The following is a 19,488-nucleotide window of genomic DNA, read 5'->3' on the forward strand; positions in this document are numbered from 1 at the left end:
ACTTGCGGGGCTTTGTCACCGCTTTTGGCGGAGACGGAGGGATTCGAACCCTCGATCCAGGTTTTGGCCCAGATGCTCCCTTAGCAGGGGAGTGCCTTCGACCTCTCGGCCACGTCTCCCAAACTTTCGCTCGCACCAGGGAGGCAGTGCGACGAGAACGAGATAATATAGGGTTTCGAACCGTACGTCAATTTCCGTGATGCATTTTCTTCAATGCATCACAAAAAATTCACGCCGCCTGGTCGAGTTCGAATGCCTTGTGCAGCGCGCGGACAGCCAGCTCCATGTATTTCTCGTCGATCAGCACCGAAATCTTGATTTCGGACGTCGAGATCATCTGGATGTTGATGCCCTCTTCCGACAGCGTGCGGAACATCTTGCTCGCGACGCCCACGTGCGAACGCATGCCGACGCCGACGACCGACACCTTCGACACCTTCGGGTCGCCCTGTACGCGCTCGGCGCTCACATGGCCTTGCACCTGGTTGGTGAGGACGTCCATTGCCTTCTGGTAGTCGCCGCGGCCGACCGTGAACGTGAAGTCCGTCTTCCCTTCGACGCTCTGGTTCTGGATGATCATGTCGACGTCGACGTTCGCGTCGGCGACCGGGCCGAGGATCTGATACGCGATGCCCGGCTTGTCGGGCACACCCATCACCGCAATGCGTGCTTCGTCGCGCTGGAACGCGATGCCGGAAATGACTGCCTTTTCCATGGTCTCGTCTTCTTCAAAAGTAATCAGGGTGCCCGAGCGCATTTCTTCGTCGAGCGCAATCAGCGGATCGGTCAGGCTCGACAGCACGCGCGTCTTCACCTGGTATTTGCCGGCGAATTCGACCGAGCGGATCTGCAGGACCTTCGAGCCGAGGCTGGCCATTTCCAGCATTTCCTCGAACGTCACGCGATCGAGGCGCCGCGCCTCTTCCACCACGCGCGGGTCGGTCGTGTAGACGCCGTCGACGTCCGTATAGATCAGGCACTCTTCCGCGCCCAGCGCGGCCGCGACCGCCACTGCCGACGTGTCCGAGCCGCCGCGGCCCAGCGTCGTGATGTGGCCGTCCGGATCGACGCCCTGGAAGCCCGTGATGATCACGACCTTGCCGGCGTTGAGATCGGCCTTCACGCGCTCGTCGTCGATCGAATGGATACGCGCCTTCGTGAACGCGCTGTCGGTCTTGATCGGCACTTGCCAGCCGGCATAGCTCACGGCCTCGACGCCGATTTCCTGCAGCGCGATCGACAGCAGGCCGACGCTGACCTGCTCGCCGGTCGACGCGATCATGTCGAGCTCACGCGGGCTCGGCTGGCTCGAAATCTCTTTCGCGAGACCGAGCAGACGGTTGGTTTCGCCGGACATCGCCGACGGCACGACCACCATCTGGTGCCCGGCCTGATGCCATTTTGCGACGCGTTTCGCGACGTTCTTGATGCGCTCGACCGAGCCCATCGAAGTGCCGCCGTATTTGTGTACGATGAGTGCCATTGTCGTTCTGAACTGAAGGAGAAGCCGCACGGGCGCGCTGGGCAGGCCGCGTTGCCGTTCGGTCACGCGGCTTGTGGCTGTGGACGGACGACGAGGGGAACGGCTGGGACGCAACACGCAAGCGTGACGGATTTTGCCCGGAAGGCCGATCAGGCCGCGCAAACCGGGTACGTCACGCGGAAAACCTGCACAAATCGCTCAAAAATCGAGCCGAGCAAACGACCGAGCGTACCCGATAGAGGCCCGCTTGACAAGCCGCTCGCCGGTTCGGCAGGCGTTCCGGCGCTGTTTACCAAATGGTGAAAACCGGCGCGCGATCGTGCCGCCGGAAGCGTGCCACCGTGTGCCGCCGCTACGCGATCAGCAGGTCGGGACGCCATTCGATCCGGCGCCACCCGCCGTCGCCGGTGAGCCCGTCGCCATGATTCACACCGAGCCGCGGCACGTAGACGAGCCGCTCGCCCGCGAACAGCAGCGGCACGTCGCGCTGCCAGGCCGGCACGCCGCGCTCCTGGAACAGATTTTTCAGCGTGCGGCCGGGACCGCCTGGCCACGTGCGCAGCCGCTCGCCGCCCGAGCGCGCGCGCGCGGCGAGCACCGCGCTTCGCAACAGGGCCTCCGGCACCGCACCGTCGCTGCCGGCTTCGGCCGGCGCGAACACGAACGTGCCGCGCCATGCCGGCACGTGCCAGACTTCCTGGCCGTCCCATGCGAGCGAGGACTCGGGATGCGGCGTTCCGGTGCCGTCGTCGGCCGGCTCGGCGCTGTCGCCCACCTCCCAGTAAACGGTGTCGCGATAGAGCCGCAGACACTGCCCCGCATGATCGACCCGCAGCGCATGTGCATCGTGCGCGGCGCGCAGTTGCCGCATCATGTTCGCGAGACGGCCTGCCGATGCGCCGGGCAAGCCGAGCCGACGCATCCAGAAACGCAGCAGGTTCGCGCCGCGCGTGTCGTCGAACGCCACCAGCGCATCGCGCGACAGCGCACGGCCGTCGTCGCGCGCGGCGCAGGCGAAATCCAGTTCGGCCAGATCGTCGAGCAGCCGTTGCGCGGCGGCCGCGTGCTGGGCCGCCCGGCCCAGCGCATCGCGAAAACCGGGAAAATGCACGGCGAGCGCCGGCAGCACGTCGAGACGCAGCGCATTGCGCGCATAGCGCGTGTCGCCGTTCGATTCGTCTTCGATCCACGTCAGCTCGCGCTGCGCCGCGTAACGCTCAAGTTGCGCGCGCAACAATCGCAGCAACGGGCGCACGCGTTCGACACTCGCGCCGTCAGGGCGATAACGCGGTGCCATCGCGGCCAGGCCCGCGATCCCCGCGCCGCGCAGCAACTGCAGCAGCACGGTCTCCGCCTGGTCGTCCGCATGCTGCGCGACCCAGAGCGCGGCGACGCCGTGACGTTCGCACATCGCGTCGAGTGCCGCATAGCGGCGCTCGCGCGCGGTCGCCTCGACGCCGAGGCCGCTGTCGCGCGGCACGTCGACACGCTCCGCTTCGAACGCGACGCCGAGTCGCCCGGCTGCTTCCTGCGCATGGGCGACCCATGCGTCGGCATTCGCGCTCAGGCCATGATGCACGTGCAGCGCGACGCAGCGGGCGGCACCCGCCACGCGCACGGCCGCGTCGAGCAGCACGGTCGAGTCGAGGCCGCCGCTGTACGCGATCGCAATGCGCGCATCGGCCGGCAGATCGGCAAGCGCAACGCCGACCGCGTCGAGAACGGCGCGGTCGGCGGAGAATTCGGTCGAGGGGATCACGAGTCAGACGCGCGCCGGACGGCGCGCGATGTGAACACGCCGGTCATGCGCCGGGCGTGGTTTCCTTGAACTTGCCGTAGGCCATCAGGCGCTCGAAGCGGCGCTCGCGCAGCGCGTCGATGCTCATGCCCTGGAACTGGCGCAGCGAATCGGCGAGCGCACGGCGCAGCAGTGCTGCCATGCCCTTCGGATCGCGGTGCGCGCCGCCGAGCGGCTCGTTGATGATCTTGTCGATCAGGCCGAGCGCCTTCAGGCGATGCGCGGTGAGGCCCAGCGCTTCGGCTGCCTCGGGCGCCTTCGCGGCGCTCTTCCACAGAATCGACGCACAGCCTTCCGGCGAGATCACCGAATAGGTCGAGAACTGCAGCATCATCACGGTGTCGGCCACGGCGATCGCGAGCGCGCCGCCCGAACCGCCCTCGCCGATCACGGTCGTGATGATCGGCGTCTTCAGCTCGGCCATCACGTACAGGTTGCGGCCGATCGCCTCCGATTGGCCGCGCTCTTCCGCGCCGATGCCCGGGTACGCGCCCGGCGTGTCGACGAACGTGAAGATCGGCAGCCCGAACTTCTCGGCGAGACGCATCAGGCGTTCGGCCTTGCGATAGCCTTCCGGTCGCGGCATCCCGAAGTTGCGCGCCGCGCGTTCCTTCGTGTCGCGCCCCTTCTGATGGCCGATCACCATGCACGGATGGCCGCCGAAGCGCGCGAGACCACCGACGATCGAAAGATCGTCCGCGAATGCGCGGTCGCCATGCAGCTCGTGAAAATCGGTAAACAGTTCCGCGACGTAATCGAGCGTGTACGGACGCTGCGGATGCCGCGCGATCTGCGAGACCTGCCACGGCGACAGGTTCGCGTACAGGTCCTTCGTCAGTTGCTGGCTTTTCTTCGACAGCCGCTCGATTTCTTCCGAAATATCGACAGCCGAGTCGTCCTGCACGAATCGCAGCTCTTCGATCTTGGCCTCGAGTTCGGCGATCGGCTGTTCGAAATCCAGAAACGTGGTCTTCATGTGTTCGAATCCTTGGGTCTTGCGGCAGCGCGTATTCTACCCGCGCGGGCGACGTGCAAAACCGGCTCTCAACTATTGATGTTTAAAACCCGATAGCCATCAATCGGCGTCGGCGTCCGGCGTGTCGAGGCTGCGCCACATGTACCAGGTCGCGACGGTACGCCACGGCTCCCAGTTGGCGGCCACCTCGCGCGCCTCGCTGCGCGTGACGGGCTCCCCGCTGAAGTAATTGACGCTGATCGCGCGGATCAGGCCCGGATCGTCCAGCGGCAGCACGTCCGGCCGCGACAGGTTGAAGATCAGGAACATCTCGGCCGTCCAGCGGCTGATGCCGCGGATCTGCGTGAGTTCGGCGATCACGTCCTCGTCGTCCATCGACATCCATTTGTCGACGTGCAGCGCGCCGGACACGAAGTGTTGCGCGAGATCGAGAATGTATTCGGTCTTGCGCTTCGACAGCCCGCACGCGATCAGCTTGTCCGCCCCGAGCCGGATCACCGGCTGCGGCGCGAGTTTCGGACACGCATCCTCGATGCGCGCCCACAGCGCCTGCGCGGACGGCACCGAGATCTGCTGGCCGACGACCGAACGCGCGAGCGTGACGAATGGGTCGCCGCGCTTCACGAGATGTGCGGGGCCGAACTTCGGGATCAGCTTTTTCAGGATGCGGTCGCGCTTGACGAGATCGGCGCACGCCTTGTCCCAGTATGCGGGACGCACGGCGCCTTCGGTGACGTCGTCTGCCGGATCGGCGGCGCGCACCTTGCGTGCCGCGTCGGCGGCCGCCATCGAGACCTCCGGTTGCGTCGCGTCCGCGCCCTTGCCGCGCGCGGGCTTCGCATGACCGTTGAGCGCGCCGTTCGGCACGGCGCGCGTCGCATCCGCCTTCGCCGCCGGCGCGCGCTTGCCTGCCGGACGCGCGGCGAGCGGAGTCGCGCGCCTGACCGGCGCTTTTCTGGCCGTTGCCATCTTGCCTCCTACCCGACGGATCGGTCAGTGGAACGCACCGCGCTCATACGCGACGCCATTCGGTCGATCCGCCCGGTTTGTCTTCAAGTGCGATACCGGCGTCGAGCAGCTCCGCCCGAATCCGGTCCGCTTCGGCATAGTCCTTCGCTTGCTTCGCCGCGACACGCGCGGCGATCTTCGCTTCGATCTCTTCGGCTGCGAGCCCGCCCGCCTGCGCGGCACCGGTGCCCTGCTGCAGGAACGCGCGCGGTTCGCGGCCAAGCAGGCCCAGCAGGCCCGCCAGCTGTTTCAGTTGCCGCGCGAGCGCCGCATCGCGCGTGCGGTTGACTTCACCCGCCAGCTCGAACAGCGTCGCCACCGCGACCGGCGTGTTGATGTCGTCGTTCATCGCGGCCGCGAAACGCCGCGCATGCGGTTCGTTCCAGTCGAGCGCGAGCGCGTCGGGTTCGACATCCTTCAGCGCCGTATACAGACGCGTGAGCGACGCGCGCGCATCGTCGAGATGCACGTCGCTGTAGTTGAGCGGCGACCGGTAGTGCGTGCGCACGATGAAGAAGCGCATGACCTCGGCGTCGTAGCGCTCGAGCACTTCGCGGATCGTGAAGAAGTTGCCGAGCGATTTCGACATCTTCTCGTTGTCGACCTGCACGAAGCCGTTGTGCATCCAGTAATTGACGAACGTCTGGCCGGTTGCGCCCTCGCTCTGTGCGATCTCGTTCTCGTGGTGCGGGAATTGCAGATCCTGGCCGCCGCCGTGGATGTCGAAATGCTCGCCCAGCAGCGTGCAGCCCATCGCGGAGCACTCGATGTGCCAGCCCGGCCGGCCCATCCCGTATTTCGATGCCCACGACGCGCCTTCCGGATCGTCCGCCTTCGCACGCTTCCACAGCACGAAATCGAGCGGGTCTTCCTTCGCGTCGTTCGCGGCGACGCGCTCGCCCGCGCGAAGATCGTCGAGCGACTTGCCCGACAGCTTCCCGTAGTTCGCGAACTTGCGCACCGAATAATTGACGTCGCCGTCGGTCGCCTGGTACGCGTAACCGTTCGCCTCCAGTCGCTCGATCATCCCGAGCATCTGCGGAATGAACTGCGTCGCGCGCGGCTCGATGTCCGGCCGCTGGATGCCGAGCGCCGCTTCATCCTCGTGCATCGCGCCGATGAACCGGTCGGTCAGCGACTTGATCGTTTCGCCGTTCTCGACCGCACGGCGGATGATCTTGTCGTCGATGTCGGTGATGTTGCGCACGTACGTGACCCGATAGCCGATCGCACGCAGCCAGCGCTGGACGAGGTCGAACACGACCAGCATGCGCGCGTGGCCCACGTGACAATAGTCGTAGACGGTGATCCCGCATACGTACATCCGCACTTCGCCTGACTGGCGCGGCACGAAAACTTGCTTGTCACGCGCGAGCGTGTTGTAGATGCGCAGTGATTCCATAGAGATGAACCGTGAGCCGAAGGAAACCGCCCTGGCGAAGCTCGCCCAGCATGCGAAACGGACGGACCACCTGCCGCGGCACGACGCCGCGCGTCCTCGGTATCACATGGGGCGGTCAGGCTGCAAGCACAGCGGTGACGGCCACGAGAGGCAAAGAAAGACTGTCTGCGGCTCGCCGGAACGCGCAGACGTTTTGTTAGAATGGCTCGGAGTATAACATTCCGATTTACGCCTATGAAACCTCATCGCGGCCGCGCGCCGAGCGCTGCGACCCTCGTTGCGACCGCCGTCATGGGCGTCGCACTGACGCTTTTCGCGGCTCCCGCGGCATACGCGCAAAAGGCCCCGGCCACCGCCGACGGCACGCCCGAAATCGATGCGTCGATCGCCGGCAAGCAGTGGAAACAGGCGCTCGCGCAACTCGACGCGCGCATCGCGGCGAATCCGCACGACTTGCAAGCGCAGTTCAAGCGCGGCACCGTGCTCGCCCGCCTGAACCGCGACGACGACGCGATCCAGCAGTTCGTCGCGATCACGCAGGCCTACCCCGAACTGCCCGAACCGTACAACAACCTCGCGGCGCTCTACGCGAAGCACGGCCGCTACGACGAAGCGCGCAGCGCGCTCGTCACCGCGACGCAATCGAACCCGAGCTACTCGCTCGCGTACGAGAACCTCGGCGACCTTTACCTGCGTCTCGCGGCCGAATCGTACAAGCGCGCGCAATCGCTCGGCCGCACGAGCGGCGCGACCGCGCAGCGTCTCGCCGACCTGCAGAAGATCGTGTCGCCGCCGAAGGCGGCCGCGAACGCACGCGCCGTCACGCCGGCCACGCGCGCGTATACCGATCGCGCCGCCGCGAACGTGAGCACCACCACGCTGCCGATGTCGCCGACGTTCCAGTTCAACGGTCCGTCCGGTGCGCTGACAGCGCCGTACGTCGCGCCGTCGCAGTAAGGCGGCGCAACCTTCCTTCCCTCCCAATCTGAGGATCGCAATGAAACGTCTGTTGCTGGCGCTTGGCGGCGCCGCCCTTCTCGCGACCGCGCCCGCGTTCGCGCAATCGGCCACCGCGCACCCCGTCGTGCAGCTGAAGACCTCGCAAGGCGACATCCGCGTCGAGCTCTATCCGGAAAAGGCGCCGAAGACGGTCGCCAACTTCCTCGATTACGTGAAGGCCGGCCAGTACAACGGCACGATCTTCCATCGCGTGATCAAGGGCTTCATGATCCAGGGCGGCGGCTACAAGACCAACTTCGAGGAGAAGCCGACGCGCGTGCCGATTCCGCTCGAAAGCCGCAATGGTCTGAAGAACCTGACCGGCACGATCGCGATGGCACGCACCAGCGATCCGAACTCGGCCACCGCGCAGTTCTTCATCAACACGGTCGACAACAGCGGCCTCGACTACCCGAACCCGGACGGCAACGGCTATGCGGTGTTCGGCAAGGTCGTGTCGGGCCTCGACGTCGTGAAGAAGATCGAAGGCGTGGCGACGACCTCGCGCGGCCCGATGCAGGACGTGCCGGCCCAGCCGGTCGTGATCGAATCGGCCAGCATCGTCTCGAAATAAGCACCTGCCGGCACGTCCGGCGCCACACGCGGCCGCGTCGCACGACCGGCCGCGTGCCATTTAAACCGCCTTACCGAAGGAATTCATCATGGTTGAACTGCACACGAACCACGGCGTCATCAAGCTCGAGCTGGACGCCGCCAAGGCACCGAAGACGGTCGAGAACTTCCTCAACTACGTGAAGAAGGGCCACTATGACGGCACGGTGTTCCACCGCGTGATCAACGGCTTCATGATTCAAGGCGGCGGCTTCGAGCCGGGCCTGAAGCAGAAGCCGACCGACGCGCCGATCGACAACGAAGCGAACAACGGCCTGAAGAACGACACGTACACGATCGCGATGGCGCGCACGAACGATCCGCACTCGGCGACCGCCCAGTTCTTCATCAACGTGAACGACAACGACTTCCTGAACCACTCGTCGCCGACGCCGCAGGGCTGGGGCTACGCCGTGTTCGGCAAGGTCGTCGAAGGCCAGGACGTGGTCGACAAGATCAAGGGCGTCAAGACGGGCAACGCGGGCTTCCACCAGGACGTCCCGACCGACGACGTCGTGATCGAAAAGGCCGTGGTGGTCTGACGCATAGTCCGTTACGGAGGCACTTCGATGTTGCAGGAGAGTCCGCCGCGAAGCGTCTCCGCGGGCGTGCCGGGCGAGCGCGAATACGCGCAAGCCGCACGCCCGTTCCTGTTTCTCTCCGATCTGCACTTGAGCGAGGCGATTCCGAAGACGGTCGCCGCGTTCGAACATTTCGTGAAATACACGGCCGACAGCGCCGATTCCGTGTTCATCCTCGGCGACCTGTTCGAATACTGGATCGGCGACGACGTGCTCGACCACGATCCGTTCGCGGCGCGCATGGCCGCGCTGATGCATACGTTCTCGGAACGCGGGATCGCACTCTACGTGATGCACGGCAATCGCGATTTCCTGCTCGGCCGGCGCTTCATGAAGGCGGCCGGTGCAATGCTGCTGCCCGACCCGGCGTTGATCACGTCGTTCGGCCAGCGCATCGTGCTCGCGCACGGCGACGCGCAATGCACCGCCGATCGCGGCTACCAGATGTTTCGTCGGTTCGCCCGCAACGGCATCGCGCAGGCGTTGTTTCTCGCGTGGCCGTTCCGCTGGCGCCGCACGCTCGCGCAACGGATGCGCTCGAACAGCGAAGCGGGCCGCATGCGCCCCGCCACGGCGATCTACGATGTCACGCGTGAAGGCATCGCCGCGCTGTTCCGCAAGAGCCGCGCGAGCGTGATCATTCACGGCCATACGCATCGCCCCGCGCGCCACGTCGAACCGGGCGGGATTCGCTGGGTACTGCCCGACTGGGATCTCGACCATGGCACGCCGCGCGGCGGCTATCTGCGCGTCGACGCCGAAGGCATCCACGCGATGCCGCTCGACTGACACGATCGGCGCTGCCGGCAGCCGCCGGCATGCGCGGCGTTACGACTGGCGCTCGAGCGCCTTGCCTTCCAGCACCGCCGACAACCGACGCAGGTCCAGACGCGCCGCGTCCGCGCCCTGCAGCGTTTCCAGGTGCGTGCCGAGTTGCTCGAGCGCCGCAACGATTTCGTCCACGCGTCGGCTTTCCTTCGCCGCGTGGTCGATCAGGCCATGAATCGCGAGCGACATCGGGTCGTCCGCGTTCGGCGTGATCCCGTACGCGCAGAACGCGGCGCGCTCGGGCTGCGGCTTCGATTGCGCCGGCATCACGATGCGCGCCGGGTTGCCGACCGCGGTGCCACCTGCCGGCACCGGCTTCACGACGACCGCGTTCGAGCCGATCTTCGCGCCGGCGCCGACGGTAAAACCGCCGAGCACCTTCGCACCCGCGCCGACGATCACGCCGGCCTCGAGCGTCGGATGGCGCTTCGCGCCGCGCGTGAGCGACGTGCCGCCGAGCGTCACGCCCTGATAGATCGTGCAGTCGTCGCCGACGATCGCGGTTTCGCCGATCACGACGCCCATCCCGTGATCGATGAACACGCGCCGGCCGATCGTCGCGCCCGGGTGAATTTCGATACCCGTCAGGAAACGCCCGACCTGCGACGCGAAGCGTGCGAGCCAGTAGCGTTTCGCGCGCCAGCATGCATGCGCGAAGCGATGCAGCACGAGCGCGTGCAAGCCCGGATAACAGGTCAGCACTTCCCAGGCACTGCGAGCGGCGGGATCCCGCTCGCGAATCGTCGCAACGTCTTCGCGCAGTCTAGTGAACATGATCTGGTCTGGGCTTGAGAAAGGGCCGGCGCGCCCCGCCGGCAAGGGCCGCGCGTTATCGCACCGGGTAATTTGCTTATGAGTTTCGGCGATTGTAGGGCCACTCGCGCGCGGCCGCACGGCGCCGCGCGTTCCCCCCGCAGGCGGCGCGGGTATTCGTCGGGAACGCCCGCCACGACGGGGCGACGCCGCCATTCGCCAGATCGCCGCGAACCGGGGCGCTGGCATCGAGCGGCCGATGCAATGCGGCGTTCGCGCGCGGGAGAGCCGCCGCCCGGCGTGCGAGCAGCCGGCGGGCCGGCCCGGTTATGCGTCGCCTTCCGGCGTGCCGGACTTCAGCAGAATGTGCTTCGCGATGCCGCGCAGGATGTTGACTTCCTCGCGCTCGAGGCCGGTGCGTGCGAACAGGCGCCGCAGCCGCGGCATCAGCTTCTTCGGGTTGCGCGGATCGAGAAAATCGAGCGCGATCAGCGCGTTTTCGAGGTGCGCATACATCCGCTCGATCTCGTCGCTCTGCGCGAGCGTGCCGGCCTCCGCCGGCGCCTGGTGCGACGGCTCATTGCCGTGCTCGAGGAGCGCGACACGCAGTTCATAAGCGAGCACCTGCACGGCCTGCGCAAGGTTCAGCGAACTGTAGGCCGGATTCGCCGGGATGTGCGCGAGCGCGCTGCACTGTTCGACGTGCTCGTTCGCGAGGCCGGTGCGTTCGTTGCCGAACACGAGCGCGATGTCGCCGGCGCCGGCCTGCGTGCGCGCCTGTTCGGCGGCCGCGCGCGGCGCCAGGCGCGGCGGCCCGTATTCGCGCACGCGCGCGGTCAGCGCGATCGACCAGTGAACGCCGGACAGCGCGTCGCCGAGCGTGGGCACGACATGCGCGGATGCAAGGACGTCATCCGCCCCGCTCGCCATCGCGATCGCCTCCGGGTCGCTCTGCACGTGCGGCACGCGCGGCGCGACCAGCACGAGTCTCGAGAAACCCATCGTCTTCAGCGCGCGCGCAGCCGCCCCGACATTGCCGGGATGGCTCGGCTCGACGAGCACGAAACGGGTAGACGTGAAGCCGCCGGACGGCGGCAGGGACGAGGCCGCGCCCGATTCGGACGGCACGGCGGGGTTCTGCGGGGTTTCCACTACATACGACTCGGTTCATCAGAATGGCAGTATGGTATCGCCATCGCCCCGGCAAACCCACTCGTCCGGACGGCCAGTGCGGGTTTCCCCGTATTCCGATCACCTGAAACGCTCGAAAATCGGGTAAAATCATGCGCTTACGTGTCGCATTCCGTGCGGCGCGGGTCGTACCCTGCTCTTTGTCAATTCGCGTCTCATCTCGCCCGGCACCTTTGCACCGTTCCGGGCGGTGTGTTCCACTTCGTGGCGGCCCGTGCCGCCGGCTACAGGATCCAGGCTCATGCATCCCATGCTCAACATCGCTGTCAAGGCTGCGCGCCGCGCCGGACAGATCATCAACCGTGCGTCCCTCGACCTCGACCTGATCGAGATCCGCAAGAAGCAGCAGAACGACTTCGTCACCGAAGTGGACAAGGCCGCCGAAGAGGCGATCATCGAGACGCTGAAGACCGCCTACCCCGATCACGCGATCCTCGCGGAGGAATCGGGCGAGTCCGAGAACGAATCCGAATTCAAGTGGATCATCGATCCGCTCGACGGCACGACCAACTTCATCCACGGCTTCCCGTACTACTGCGTGTCGATCGCGCTCGAGCACAAGGGCGTCGTCACGCAGGCCGTCGTCTACGATCCGAACAAGAACGACCTGTTTACGGCCACCCGCGGCCGCGGCGCGTACCTGAACGATCGTCGCATCCGCGTCGGCCGCCGCGACCGCCTGGCGGACGCGCTGGTCGGCACCGGCTTCCCGTTCCGCGAGAAGGACGGCCTCGACGCATATGCACGCCTGTTCACCGAAATGACGCAGGCCTGCACGGGGCTGCGCCGTCCGGGCGCGGCCGCGCTCGATCTCGCGAACGTCGCGGCCGGTCGTCTCGATGCGTTCTTCGAGCAGGGCATCAACGTGTGGGACATGGCGGCGGGCAGCCTGCTGATCACCGAAGCCGGCGGCCTCGTCGGCAACTACACGGGCGACGCCGACTTCCTGCATCGTCACGAGATCGTCGCGGCGAACCCGAAGATCTACGCGCAGATGATCCCGATCCTGAACCGCTACAGCCGCGTGCATCCGGCAGCGGAGTAAGCCCGGGCCGCGCCCGCGCGGCGCGGCTGGCGCGGCATCCTTGCCGCCAGCGCGCCGCCCTCACCTGTTTCAACACCGCCGCGACTTCGTGGCGACCGTATCCGAATACTCATGTTACGGCTCAGCGAACTCAAACTCCCGCTCGATCACCCCGAGAGCGCTCTCGAAGCCGCGATCCGCGCGCGCCTCGCGGAGCTCGGCGTGCCCGCAGACGGGCTTCTCCGTTACACGGTGTTCCGCCGTGCGCACGATGCGCGCAAGCGTGCCGACATCAAGCTCACGTATATCGTCGACGTCGAGGTCAAGGACGAAGCGGCCGTGCTTCCGCGACTCGCCGGCACCCCTCATTGCGGCGTGACGCCCGACATGACGTATCACTTCGTCACGAAGGCACCCGAGCACGCGAACTTCCTGCGCCCGGTCGTCATCGGCATGGGCCCGTGCGGGCTGTTCGCCGGCCTGATCCTCGCGCAGATGGGATTTCGCCCCATCATCCTCGAGCGCGGCAAGGCCGTGCGCGAGCGCACCAAGGACACCTTCGGCCTGTGGCGCAAGAGCATCCTCAACCCCGAGTCGAACGTGCAGTTCGGCGAGGGCGGCGCCGGGACGTTTTCCGACGGCAAGCTTTACAGCCAGATCAAGGACCCACACCACTACGGCCGCAAGGTGCTCGACGAATTCGTCAAGGCCGGCGCGCCGGAAGACATCCTGTACCTGAGCCGGCCGCACATCGGCACGTTCCGCCTCGTCAGCATGGTGGAGAAGATGCGCGCGACCATCCATGAACTGGGCGGTGAAGTGCGCTTCGAAACGCGGGTCGAGGACATCGAAATCGACCAGGGCAAGGTGCGCTCGCTGAAGCTGTCGAACGGCGAAACGCTGCGCTGCGATCATGTCGTGCTGGCCGTGGGCCACAGCGCGCGCGACACGTTCCAGATGCTGCACGACCGGGGCGTGTACGTCGAAGCGAAGCCGTTCTCGCTCGGTTTCCGGATCGAACATCCGCAGGGGGTGATCGATCGCAGCCGCTTCGGCAAGTTCGCGGGCCACAAGCAGCTTGGCGCGGCCGACTACAAGGTGGTTCACCACTGCAGCAACGGACGCGCAGTCTACAGCTTCTGCATGTGCCCCGGCGGCACGGTGGTCGCGGCGACCTCGGAGCCGGGCCGCGTGGTCACCAACGGGATGAGCCAGTATTCCCGCGCCGAGCGCAACGCGAATGCGGGCATCGTCGTCGGCATCACGCCGGAAGACTATCCCGGCGGTCCGCTCGCGGGCATCGCGTTCCAGCGCAAATGGGAGGAACGCGCGTTCGAACTGGGCGGCGGCGATTACAGCGCGCCTGGCCAGCTGGTCGGCGATTTCATCGCGGGCCGGCCGTCGACGTCGCTCGGCTCCGTGGTGCCGTCGTACAAGCCGGGCGTGCGCCCGACCGATCTCAGCACCGCGCTGCCCGACTACGTGATCGAGGCCATTCGTGAAGCGCTGCCGCAAATCGACAAGAAGATCGCCGGCTTCGCGATGCACGATGCGGTGCTCACCGGCGTGGAGACGCGCACGTCGTCGCCGATCCGGATCCGGCGCAAGGACGATTACCAGAGCGTGAATGTCGAAGGGCTGTATCCGGCCGGCGAAGGCGCCGGGTATGCGGGCGGTATCTATTCGGCAGCGATCGACGGCATCGAAGTCGCGCAGGCGGTGGCGCTCGACCTGATGTCGCGGCACGCGTCCTGATATTGACGGGCGGGCCCGGCGCATGAAGGTCCGTGCGCCGGGTGAAGCCGGCATCTTTCGATGCTTGCGCTGGGGCGGGCGCGAATCGCTGCATCGAGCCGACCGTCTGCGATCGCAGAGCGACTTCACGAGAATGTTGGCACCCGTCACCGGCGTTACACCGTGTCGTCGGCACATTGGGCAACGCTCGACGATCGCATGAGCGATCGACGGCCCGCTTTCGCAAGCGGGCATCTCGCTGTTGCCCCGCAGGATCCGATAGTCTTGGCGCACAAGGAAAGCCACGCCCAGACCTGTGCCGATCCGATGGATCATCACTGTACAGATCGATCGCTGCGCGTGGCAGGATTTCCCTTGGGCGTCGCGTGGCGGAATCGATGATTCTCACCACGTTGCGTACAGGCCACGTTGCGTACAGGCGAGTGATTTCGCCAGTTGTCGCAGGCCGAGCGAGCGTGCCATCGACGCTTCGCTTGAAACCATCCGACCGGCCAGCAGTGGGAGCCGGATTCATCGCCTGACACGCAGTCGTTGTGCGCGATCTACTGGCCCATCGGCCAACTTCGACCGGAATCGTCGGAGCCACTGGTAAACTCGGGCAACTCAAGCAACAACTTTCGCCGGATCTATGACCACGCTGTCGCCCGAGGCCTTTGCTGGCCACACTCCGATGATGCAGCAGTACCTGCGCATCAAGGCCGATCACCCCGACACGCTCGTCTTCTACCGGATGGGCGACTTCTACGAGCTGTTCTTCGAGGATGCGGAGAAAGCGGCGCGCCTGCTCGACCTGACCCTCACGCAACGCGGCGCATCGGCCGGCACGCCGATCAAGATGGCCGGCGTCCCGCATCACGCGGTCGAACAGTATCTGGCGAAGCTCGTGAAGATGGGCGAATCGGTCGCGATCTGCGAGCAGATCGGCGACCCCGCCACGTCGAAAGGTCCGGTGGAGCGCAAGGTCGTGCGCGTCGTCACGCCCGGCACGCTGACCGACGCGGCACTGCTGTCCGACAAGAACGACGTCTACCTGCTCGCGATGTGCACCGGCCACAACAAGCGCGGCGTCGCGGTCAATATCGGCCTCGCGTGGCTGAATCTCGCGAGCGGTGCGCTGCGGCTCGCCGAAATCGAACCCGACCAGCTCGGCGCCGCGCTCGAACGCATCCGGCCGGCCGAGATCCTGACGGCGGATGGCACAACCGACGCCGTGCCCGCAGGCGCCGGTGCGATCAAGCGCGTGCCCGCATGGCATTTCGACATCGCGGCCGGCACGCAGCGCCTGTGCGACCAGCTCGACGTCGCCGGCCTCGACGGCTTCGGCGCGCATTCGCTGACGAGCGCATGCGGGGCCGCCGGCGCGCTGCTGCTGTACGCGGCCGCGACGCAGGGCCAGCAACTGCGTCACGTGCGCAGCCTGAAGGTCGAGAACGAAACGGAATATATCGGCCTCGATCCGGCGACGCGCCGCAACCTCGAACTGACCGAAACGCTGCGCGGCACCGAATCGCCCACGCTGTACTCGCTGCTCGATACCTGCTGCACGACGATGGGCAGCCGTCTGCTGCGTCATTGGCTGCATCACCCGCCGCGCGCGTCCGTCGCCGCGCAGTCACGCCAGCAGGCAATCGGCGCACTGCTCGATGCGCCCGCGAGCGCGAGCCTCGACGCACTGCGCAGCGCGCTGCGCCAGATCGCCGACGTCGAGCGGATCACCGGGCGTCTCGCGCTGCTGTCCGCGCGCCCGCGCGACCTGTCGAGCCTGCGTGACACGTTCGCCGCACTTCCCGCGCTGCGCGAACGCATCAGCGCGATCGTCGCGAACGCGGATGCGCTCGCGCGCGTCGACGCGGCGCTCGCGCCGCCCGCCGAATGTCTGGACCTGCTGACGAGCGCGATCGCCCCCGAGCCTGCCGCGATGGTGCGCGACGGCGGCGTGATCGCACGCGGCTACGATGCGGAGCTCGACGAGCTGCGCGACATCTCAGAGAACTGCGGGCAGTTCCTGATCGATCTCGAGGCACGCGAGCGTACGCGCACGGGCATCGCGAACCTGCGCGTCGAATACAACAAGGTGCATGGCTTCTACATCGAGGTCACGCGCGGCCAGACCGACAAGGTGCCCGACGACTATCGCCGTCGCCAGACGCTGAAAAATGCCGAGCGCTACATCACGCCCGAACTGAAGACCTTCGAGGACAAGGCGCTGTCCGCGCAGGAGCGCGCGCTGGCGCGCGAACGCGCGCTGTACGACGGGGTGCTGCAGGCACTGCTGCCGTTCATCCCGGAGTGCCAGCGTGTCGCGTCGGCGCTCGCGGAGCTCGACGTGCTCGCCGCATTCGCCGAGCGCGCCCGCACGCTCGACTGGGTCGCGCCCACCTTCACCGACGAAGTCGGCATCGAAATCGAACAGGGCCGCCACCCCGTCGTCGAAGCGCAGGTCGAGCAGTTCATCGCGAACGACTGCCGGTTCGGCACCGAACGCAAACTGCTGCTGATCACCGGCCCGAACATGGGCGGTAAGTCGACCTTCATGCGACAGACGGCGCTGATCGCGCTGATGGCGTACGTCGGCAGCTACGTGCCGGCGAAGTCGGCCTGCTTCGGCCCGATCGACCGGATCTTCACGCGAATCGGCGCGGCCGACGATCTCGCCGGCGGCCGCTCGACCTTCATGGTCGAGATGACCGAAGCGGCTGCGATCCTGAACGACGCGACACCGCAGAGCCTCGTGCTGATGGACGAAATCGGCCGCGGCACGTCGACGTTCGACGGCCTCGCGCTCGCATGGGCCATCGCGCGTCATCTGCTCGCGCACAACGGCTGCTACACGCTGTTCGCGACGCACTACTTCGAGCTGACGCAACTGCCCGCCGAATTCCCGCAAGCGGCCAACGTCCATCTGTCTGCCGTCGAGCATGGCCACGGCATCGTGTTCCTGCATTCGGTCAACGAAGGCCCGGCGAACCAGAGCTACGGGCTGCAGGTCGCACAGCTCGCAGGCGTGCCGGCACCGGTGATCCGCGCCGCGCGCAAGCATCTCGCGTATCTCGAACAGCAATCGGCCACGCAGCATACGCCGCAGCTCGACCTGTTCAGCGCGCCGTCGGCCACGGCGGACGAATTCGAATGCGCGGATGCGCCGGCCACGTCTGACGTCCCGCATCCGGCACTTGAAAAGCTGCGCAGCGTCGATCCCGACGACCTCAAGCCGCGCGAGGCGCTCGACTTGCTGTACGAACTGCGCACGCTCGTCCGCTCGCACGATGCCGACGGGCACGCATAAACGCCGCCCGCCGGGCTGGCCGGCCCGCGCCGCGGCCTCACTGGCCGCGGGGGTGCTGGCGCTGGCGCAGGCCGGCGCGCTGGCCGCGCCGCCCAAACGCGGCGCCGCCCCCTACTCGTTCGCGGTCGTGTCGGGCGTGATCGACGCGAGCGCCGACGAGCCGGCCGCGCAACGGCTGTTCGAATCGATCGCGCGCGAGCGCAATGTGGCCTTCGTCGTCTATGCAGGCAACATCAAGGGCGCGAAGGAAGCGTGCCGCGACTCGCTGTATACGCAGCGCGGCGCGATCCTGGGCGCATCGCGCGCGCCGCTCGTGTTCATTCCCGGCCACGACGATTGGATCACGTGCAACACGGCGGCCGGCGGCAACTACGATCCGGTCGAACGCCTGGACTTCCTGCGTCAGACGCTGCTGGCCGACGCGGCGCTGCCCGACCCCGGTGCGCTGCAGATCACCCGAGAAAGCGAAGTCGCCCGGTTCCGCCCTTATCGCGAAAACGCACGCTGGCTGCATGACGACGTCGTCTACGTCGCGCTGAACGTACCGGCACCGAACAATCACTATCTGACCGCCGGCGGCAGAAACGGCGAATTCGAGGATCGCATCATCGCGAACGGCTTCTGGATCGACCACGCGGCCGAGTATGCGAAGCGGCGCGAAGCGCGCGCGATGGTGGTGATATTCGAAGGCGATCCGCAGTTCGATCGCTATGAACGCGCCGAACGCTTTGCGTGGTTGCGTTTCAACCGGCCGCGCGTGCGCGACGGCTTCCGTGAACTGAAACGAACGCTGGTGAAGGCGGCGGCGACATTCCGCGGCCCGATTCTCGTGATGCACGCGAGCAGCGAGCCGCTTGCGAACGGCTTCCTGATCGACCGCCCGCTGCATGCGGACGATGGCGTGCTGGTGGGAAATGTGACGCGCGTCGCGATCGGCCCGCGTCATGCGGCGAATCAGTGGGTGAAGGTCAACGTGTCGCCGGCACGGCAGACGATCTTCAACGTGAGCCTGCAGGACGTCCCGAAGAATCTGCCGACTCCGCCCGCACTGCCGGCGGCGCCGCGCGACGAGGTCCCGCTGCCGCAAATGCCGGAGATCCCGGCCTTGCCGGCACTGCCCGACTCGTCATCCGTCGCGCCGCCGTTGCAGGGCGACGGCACGACGCCGGGCAGCGCTTCGTGGCCCGCGCCGCCCCCTTCTTCAGGGCCGGCGTCCGGCCAGCCTGCCAGCTCAGTGCAGGGTACGCCCTGACGGCGCGTCGCCGTCTTCTTCCTCGTCTTCGTCCTCGTCTTCGTCCTCGTCGACGATCTCGAGGCCTTCCGCGCCATGCGCGTGCTCATGCTCGATCTCGTCCTCGGTCGCTTCGCGAACGTCCTTGACCGTCAGCGCGAAACGCAGCGCCATGCCCGCGAGCGGGTGGTTGCCGTCGAGCACGACCTTGTCTTCGGCGATGTCGGTGACCGTGTAGATCAGCGAATCCACTTCCTCGTCGCCGTCTTCCGGCGTGCCTTCGAACTGCATGCCCACTTCGATCGGCTCGGGAAAACGATCGCGCGGCTCGATCTTCACGAGTTCGGGATCGTAGTCGCCGAACGCGTCCTGCGGCTCGAGCTGAATCTGCGCCTGGTAACCGGGCTCCTGGCCGTCGAGCTGTTCCTCGATCTTGGGGAACGTGCCATCATAGCCGCCGTGCAGATAAACCATCGGCTCGTCGCTTTCCTCGATCAGATTGCCTTGCGCATCCGACAGCTTGTAAGCGACCGACACGACGGTGTTTTTTGCGATTTTCAT

The 19,488-nt window shown here is 66.6% G+C and carries 16 protein-coding genes, 1 tRNA gene and 1 pseudogene; 9 read left to right on the forward strand and 9 right to left on the reverse strand.

Going from position 1 to position 19,488, the window contains the following annotated elements; all coding sequences use genetic code 11:
* Nucleotides 1–25: 25 nt before the first annotated feature.
* Nucleotides 26–119 (reverse strand) — tRNA-Ser (locus WS51_RS20740).
* A gap of 110 nt (nt 120–229) precedes the next feature.
* The gene (locus WS51_RS20745; protein WP_069229719.1) at nt 230–1,483 is read right to left on the reverse strand and encodes an aspartate kinase; all 1,254 of its coding nucleotides are present in this window, start codon (nt 1,481–1,483) and stop codon (nt 230–232) included.
* On the opposite strand from WS51_RS20745, the pseudogene WS51_RS33200 reads away from it, so the two are divergent.
* A pseudogene (locus WS51_RS33200) lies at nt 1,466–1,703 on the forward strand (hypothetical protein); the annotation flags it as partial. The gene WS51_RS20745 and the pseudogene WS51_RS33200 overlap by 18 nt on opposite strands.
* Nucleotides 1,704–1,835: 132 nt before the next feature.
* Here the strand turns inward: WS51_RS33200 and tilS are convergent.
* The 4 genes from tilS to cysS all read right to left on the reverse strand — a co-directional run bounded on the left by tilS (nt 1,836) and on the right by cysS (nt 6,667).
* On the reverse strand, nt 1,836–3,242 hold the full coding sequence (tilS, locus tag WS51_RS20750) for a tRNA lysidine(34) synthetase TilS (RefSeq protein WP_069229720.1): 1,407 nt from the start codon (nt 3,240–3,242) through the stop codon (nt 1,836–1,838).
* Between the two features lie 43 nt (nt 3,243–3,285).
* Nucleotides 3,286–4,257 (reverse strand): acetyl-CoA carboxylase carboxyltransferase subunit alpha, encoded by a 972-nt coding sequence (locus WS51_RS20755; RefSeq protein WP_006478433.1) that lies wholly within the window; start codon nt 4,255–4,257, stop codon nt 3,286–3,288.
* Between the two features lie 99 nt (nt 4,258–4,356).
* A complete protein-coding gene (locus WS51_RS20760) occupies nt 4,357–5,226 on the reverse strand; it encodes a DNA-3-methyladenine glycosylase family protein (protein WP_059503341.1) in 870 nt (289 codons plus the stop codon).
* Nucleotides 5,227–5,269: 43 nt separating this feature from the next.
* Entirely contained in the window at nt 5,270–6,667 is a 1,398-nt protein-coding gene (gene cysS, locus WS51_RS20765) for a cysteine--tRNA ligase (protein ID WP_059450414.1), read from the reverse strand.
* A gap of 234 nt (nt 6,668–6,901) precedes the next feature.
* Between cysS and WS51_RS20770 the strand changes: the two genes are divergently transcribed.
* From WS51_RS20770 to WS51_RS20785, 4 genes are all read left to right on the forward strand, one after another.
* Entirely contained in the window at nt 6,902–7,624 is a 723-nt protein-coding gene (locus WS51_RS20770; RefSeq protein WP_059503345.1) for a tetratricopeptide repeat protein, read from the forward strand.
* 40 nt (nt 7,625–7,664) lie between these two features.
* Nucleotides 7,665–8,240, forward strand: coding sequence for a peptidylprolyl isomerase (locus tag WS51_RS20775; protein WP_069229721.1), 576 nt, complete (start codon nt 7,665–7,667; stop codon nt 8,238–8,240).
* A gap of 88 nt (nt 8,241–8,328) precedes the next feature.
* On the forward strand, nt 8,329–8,820 hold the full coding sequence (locus tag WS51_RS20780) for a peptidylprolyl isomerase (RefSeq protein ID WP_059450417.1): 492 nt from the start codon (nt 8,329–8,331) through the stop codon (nt 8,818–8,820).
* 27 nt (nt 8,821–8,847) lie between these two features.
* The gene (locus WS51_RS20785; protein ID WP_059450418.1) at nt 8,848–9,648 is read left to right on the forward strand and encodes a UDP-2,3-diacylglucosamine diphosphatase; all 801 of its coding nucleotides are present in this window, start codon (nt 8,848–8,850) and stop codon (nt 9,646–9,648) included.
* A gap of 39 nt (nt 9,649–9,687) precedes the next feature.
* Here WS51_RS20785 and cysE read toward each other — a convergent pair whose 3' ends face one another.
* The gene (cysE, locus tag WS51_RS20790; protein WP_059450419.1) at nt 9,688–10,461 is read right to left on the reverse strand and encodes a serine O-acetyltransferase; all 774 of its coding nucleotides are present in this window, start codon (nt 10,459–10,461) and stop codon (nt 9,688–9,690) included.
* Nucleotides 10,462–10,767: 306 nt separating this feature from the next.
* Nucleotides 10,768–11,592, reverse strand: coding sequence for an RNA methyltransferase (locus WS51_RS20795; RefSeq protein ID WP_069229722.1), 825 nt, complete (start codon nt 11,590–11,592; stop codon nt 10,768–10,770).
* Between the two features lie 280 nt (nt 11,593–11,872).
* Here WS51_RS20795 and WS51_RS20800 point away from each other — a divergent pair, with 280 nt between their 5' ends.
* From WS51_RS20800 to WS51_RS20815, 4 genes are all read left to right on the forward strand, one after another.
* Complete coding sequence (locus tag WS51_RS20800) at nt 11,873–12,676, forward strand: inositol monophosphatase family protein (RefSeq protein WP_006751612.1); 804 nt, start codon at nt 11,873–11,875, stop codon at nt 12,674–12,676.
* A 111-nt stretch (nt 12,677–12,787) separates the two neighbouring features.
* Nucleotides 12,788–14,410 carry an NAD(P)/FAD-dependent oxidoreductase gene (locus WS51_RS20805; RefSeq protein WP_059770292.1) on the forward strand — a complete coding sequence of 541 codons (1,623 nt, stop codon included), beginning with the start codon at nt 12,788–12,790 and terminating at the stop codon, nt 14,408–14,410.
* Between the two features lie 628 nt (nt 14,411–15,038).
* On the forward strand, nt 15,039–17,696 hold the full coding sequence (gene mutS, locus WS51_RS20810) for a DNA mismatch repair protein MutS (protein WP_069229723.1): 2,658 nt from the start codon (nt 15,039–15,041) through the stop codon (nt 17,694–17,696).
* Entirely contained in the window at nt 17,677–18,948 is a 1,272-nt protein-coding gene (locus WS51_RS20815; protein ID WP_069229724.1) for a hypothetical protein, read from the forward strand. Before mutS ends, WS51_RS20815 begins: the two co-directional genes overlap by 20 nt.
* Here WS51_RS20815 and WS51_RS20820 read toward each other — a convergent pair.
* Nucleotides 18,928–19,488, reverse strand: a complete 561-nt coding sequence (locus tag WS51_RS20820; RefSeq protein ID WP_069229725.1) for an FKBP-type peptidyl-prolyl cis-trans isomerase — start codon at nt 19,486–19,488, stop codon at nt 18,928–18,930. The genes WS51_RS20815 and WS51_RS20820 overlap by 21 nt on opposite strands.

It is taken from the genome of Burkholderia territorii (genome assembly GCF_001718335.1).
GTDB classification, from domain to species: Bacteria; Pseudomonadota; Gammaproteobacteria; order Burkholderiales; family Burkholderiaceae; genus Burkholderia; species Burkholderia territorii.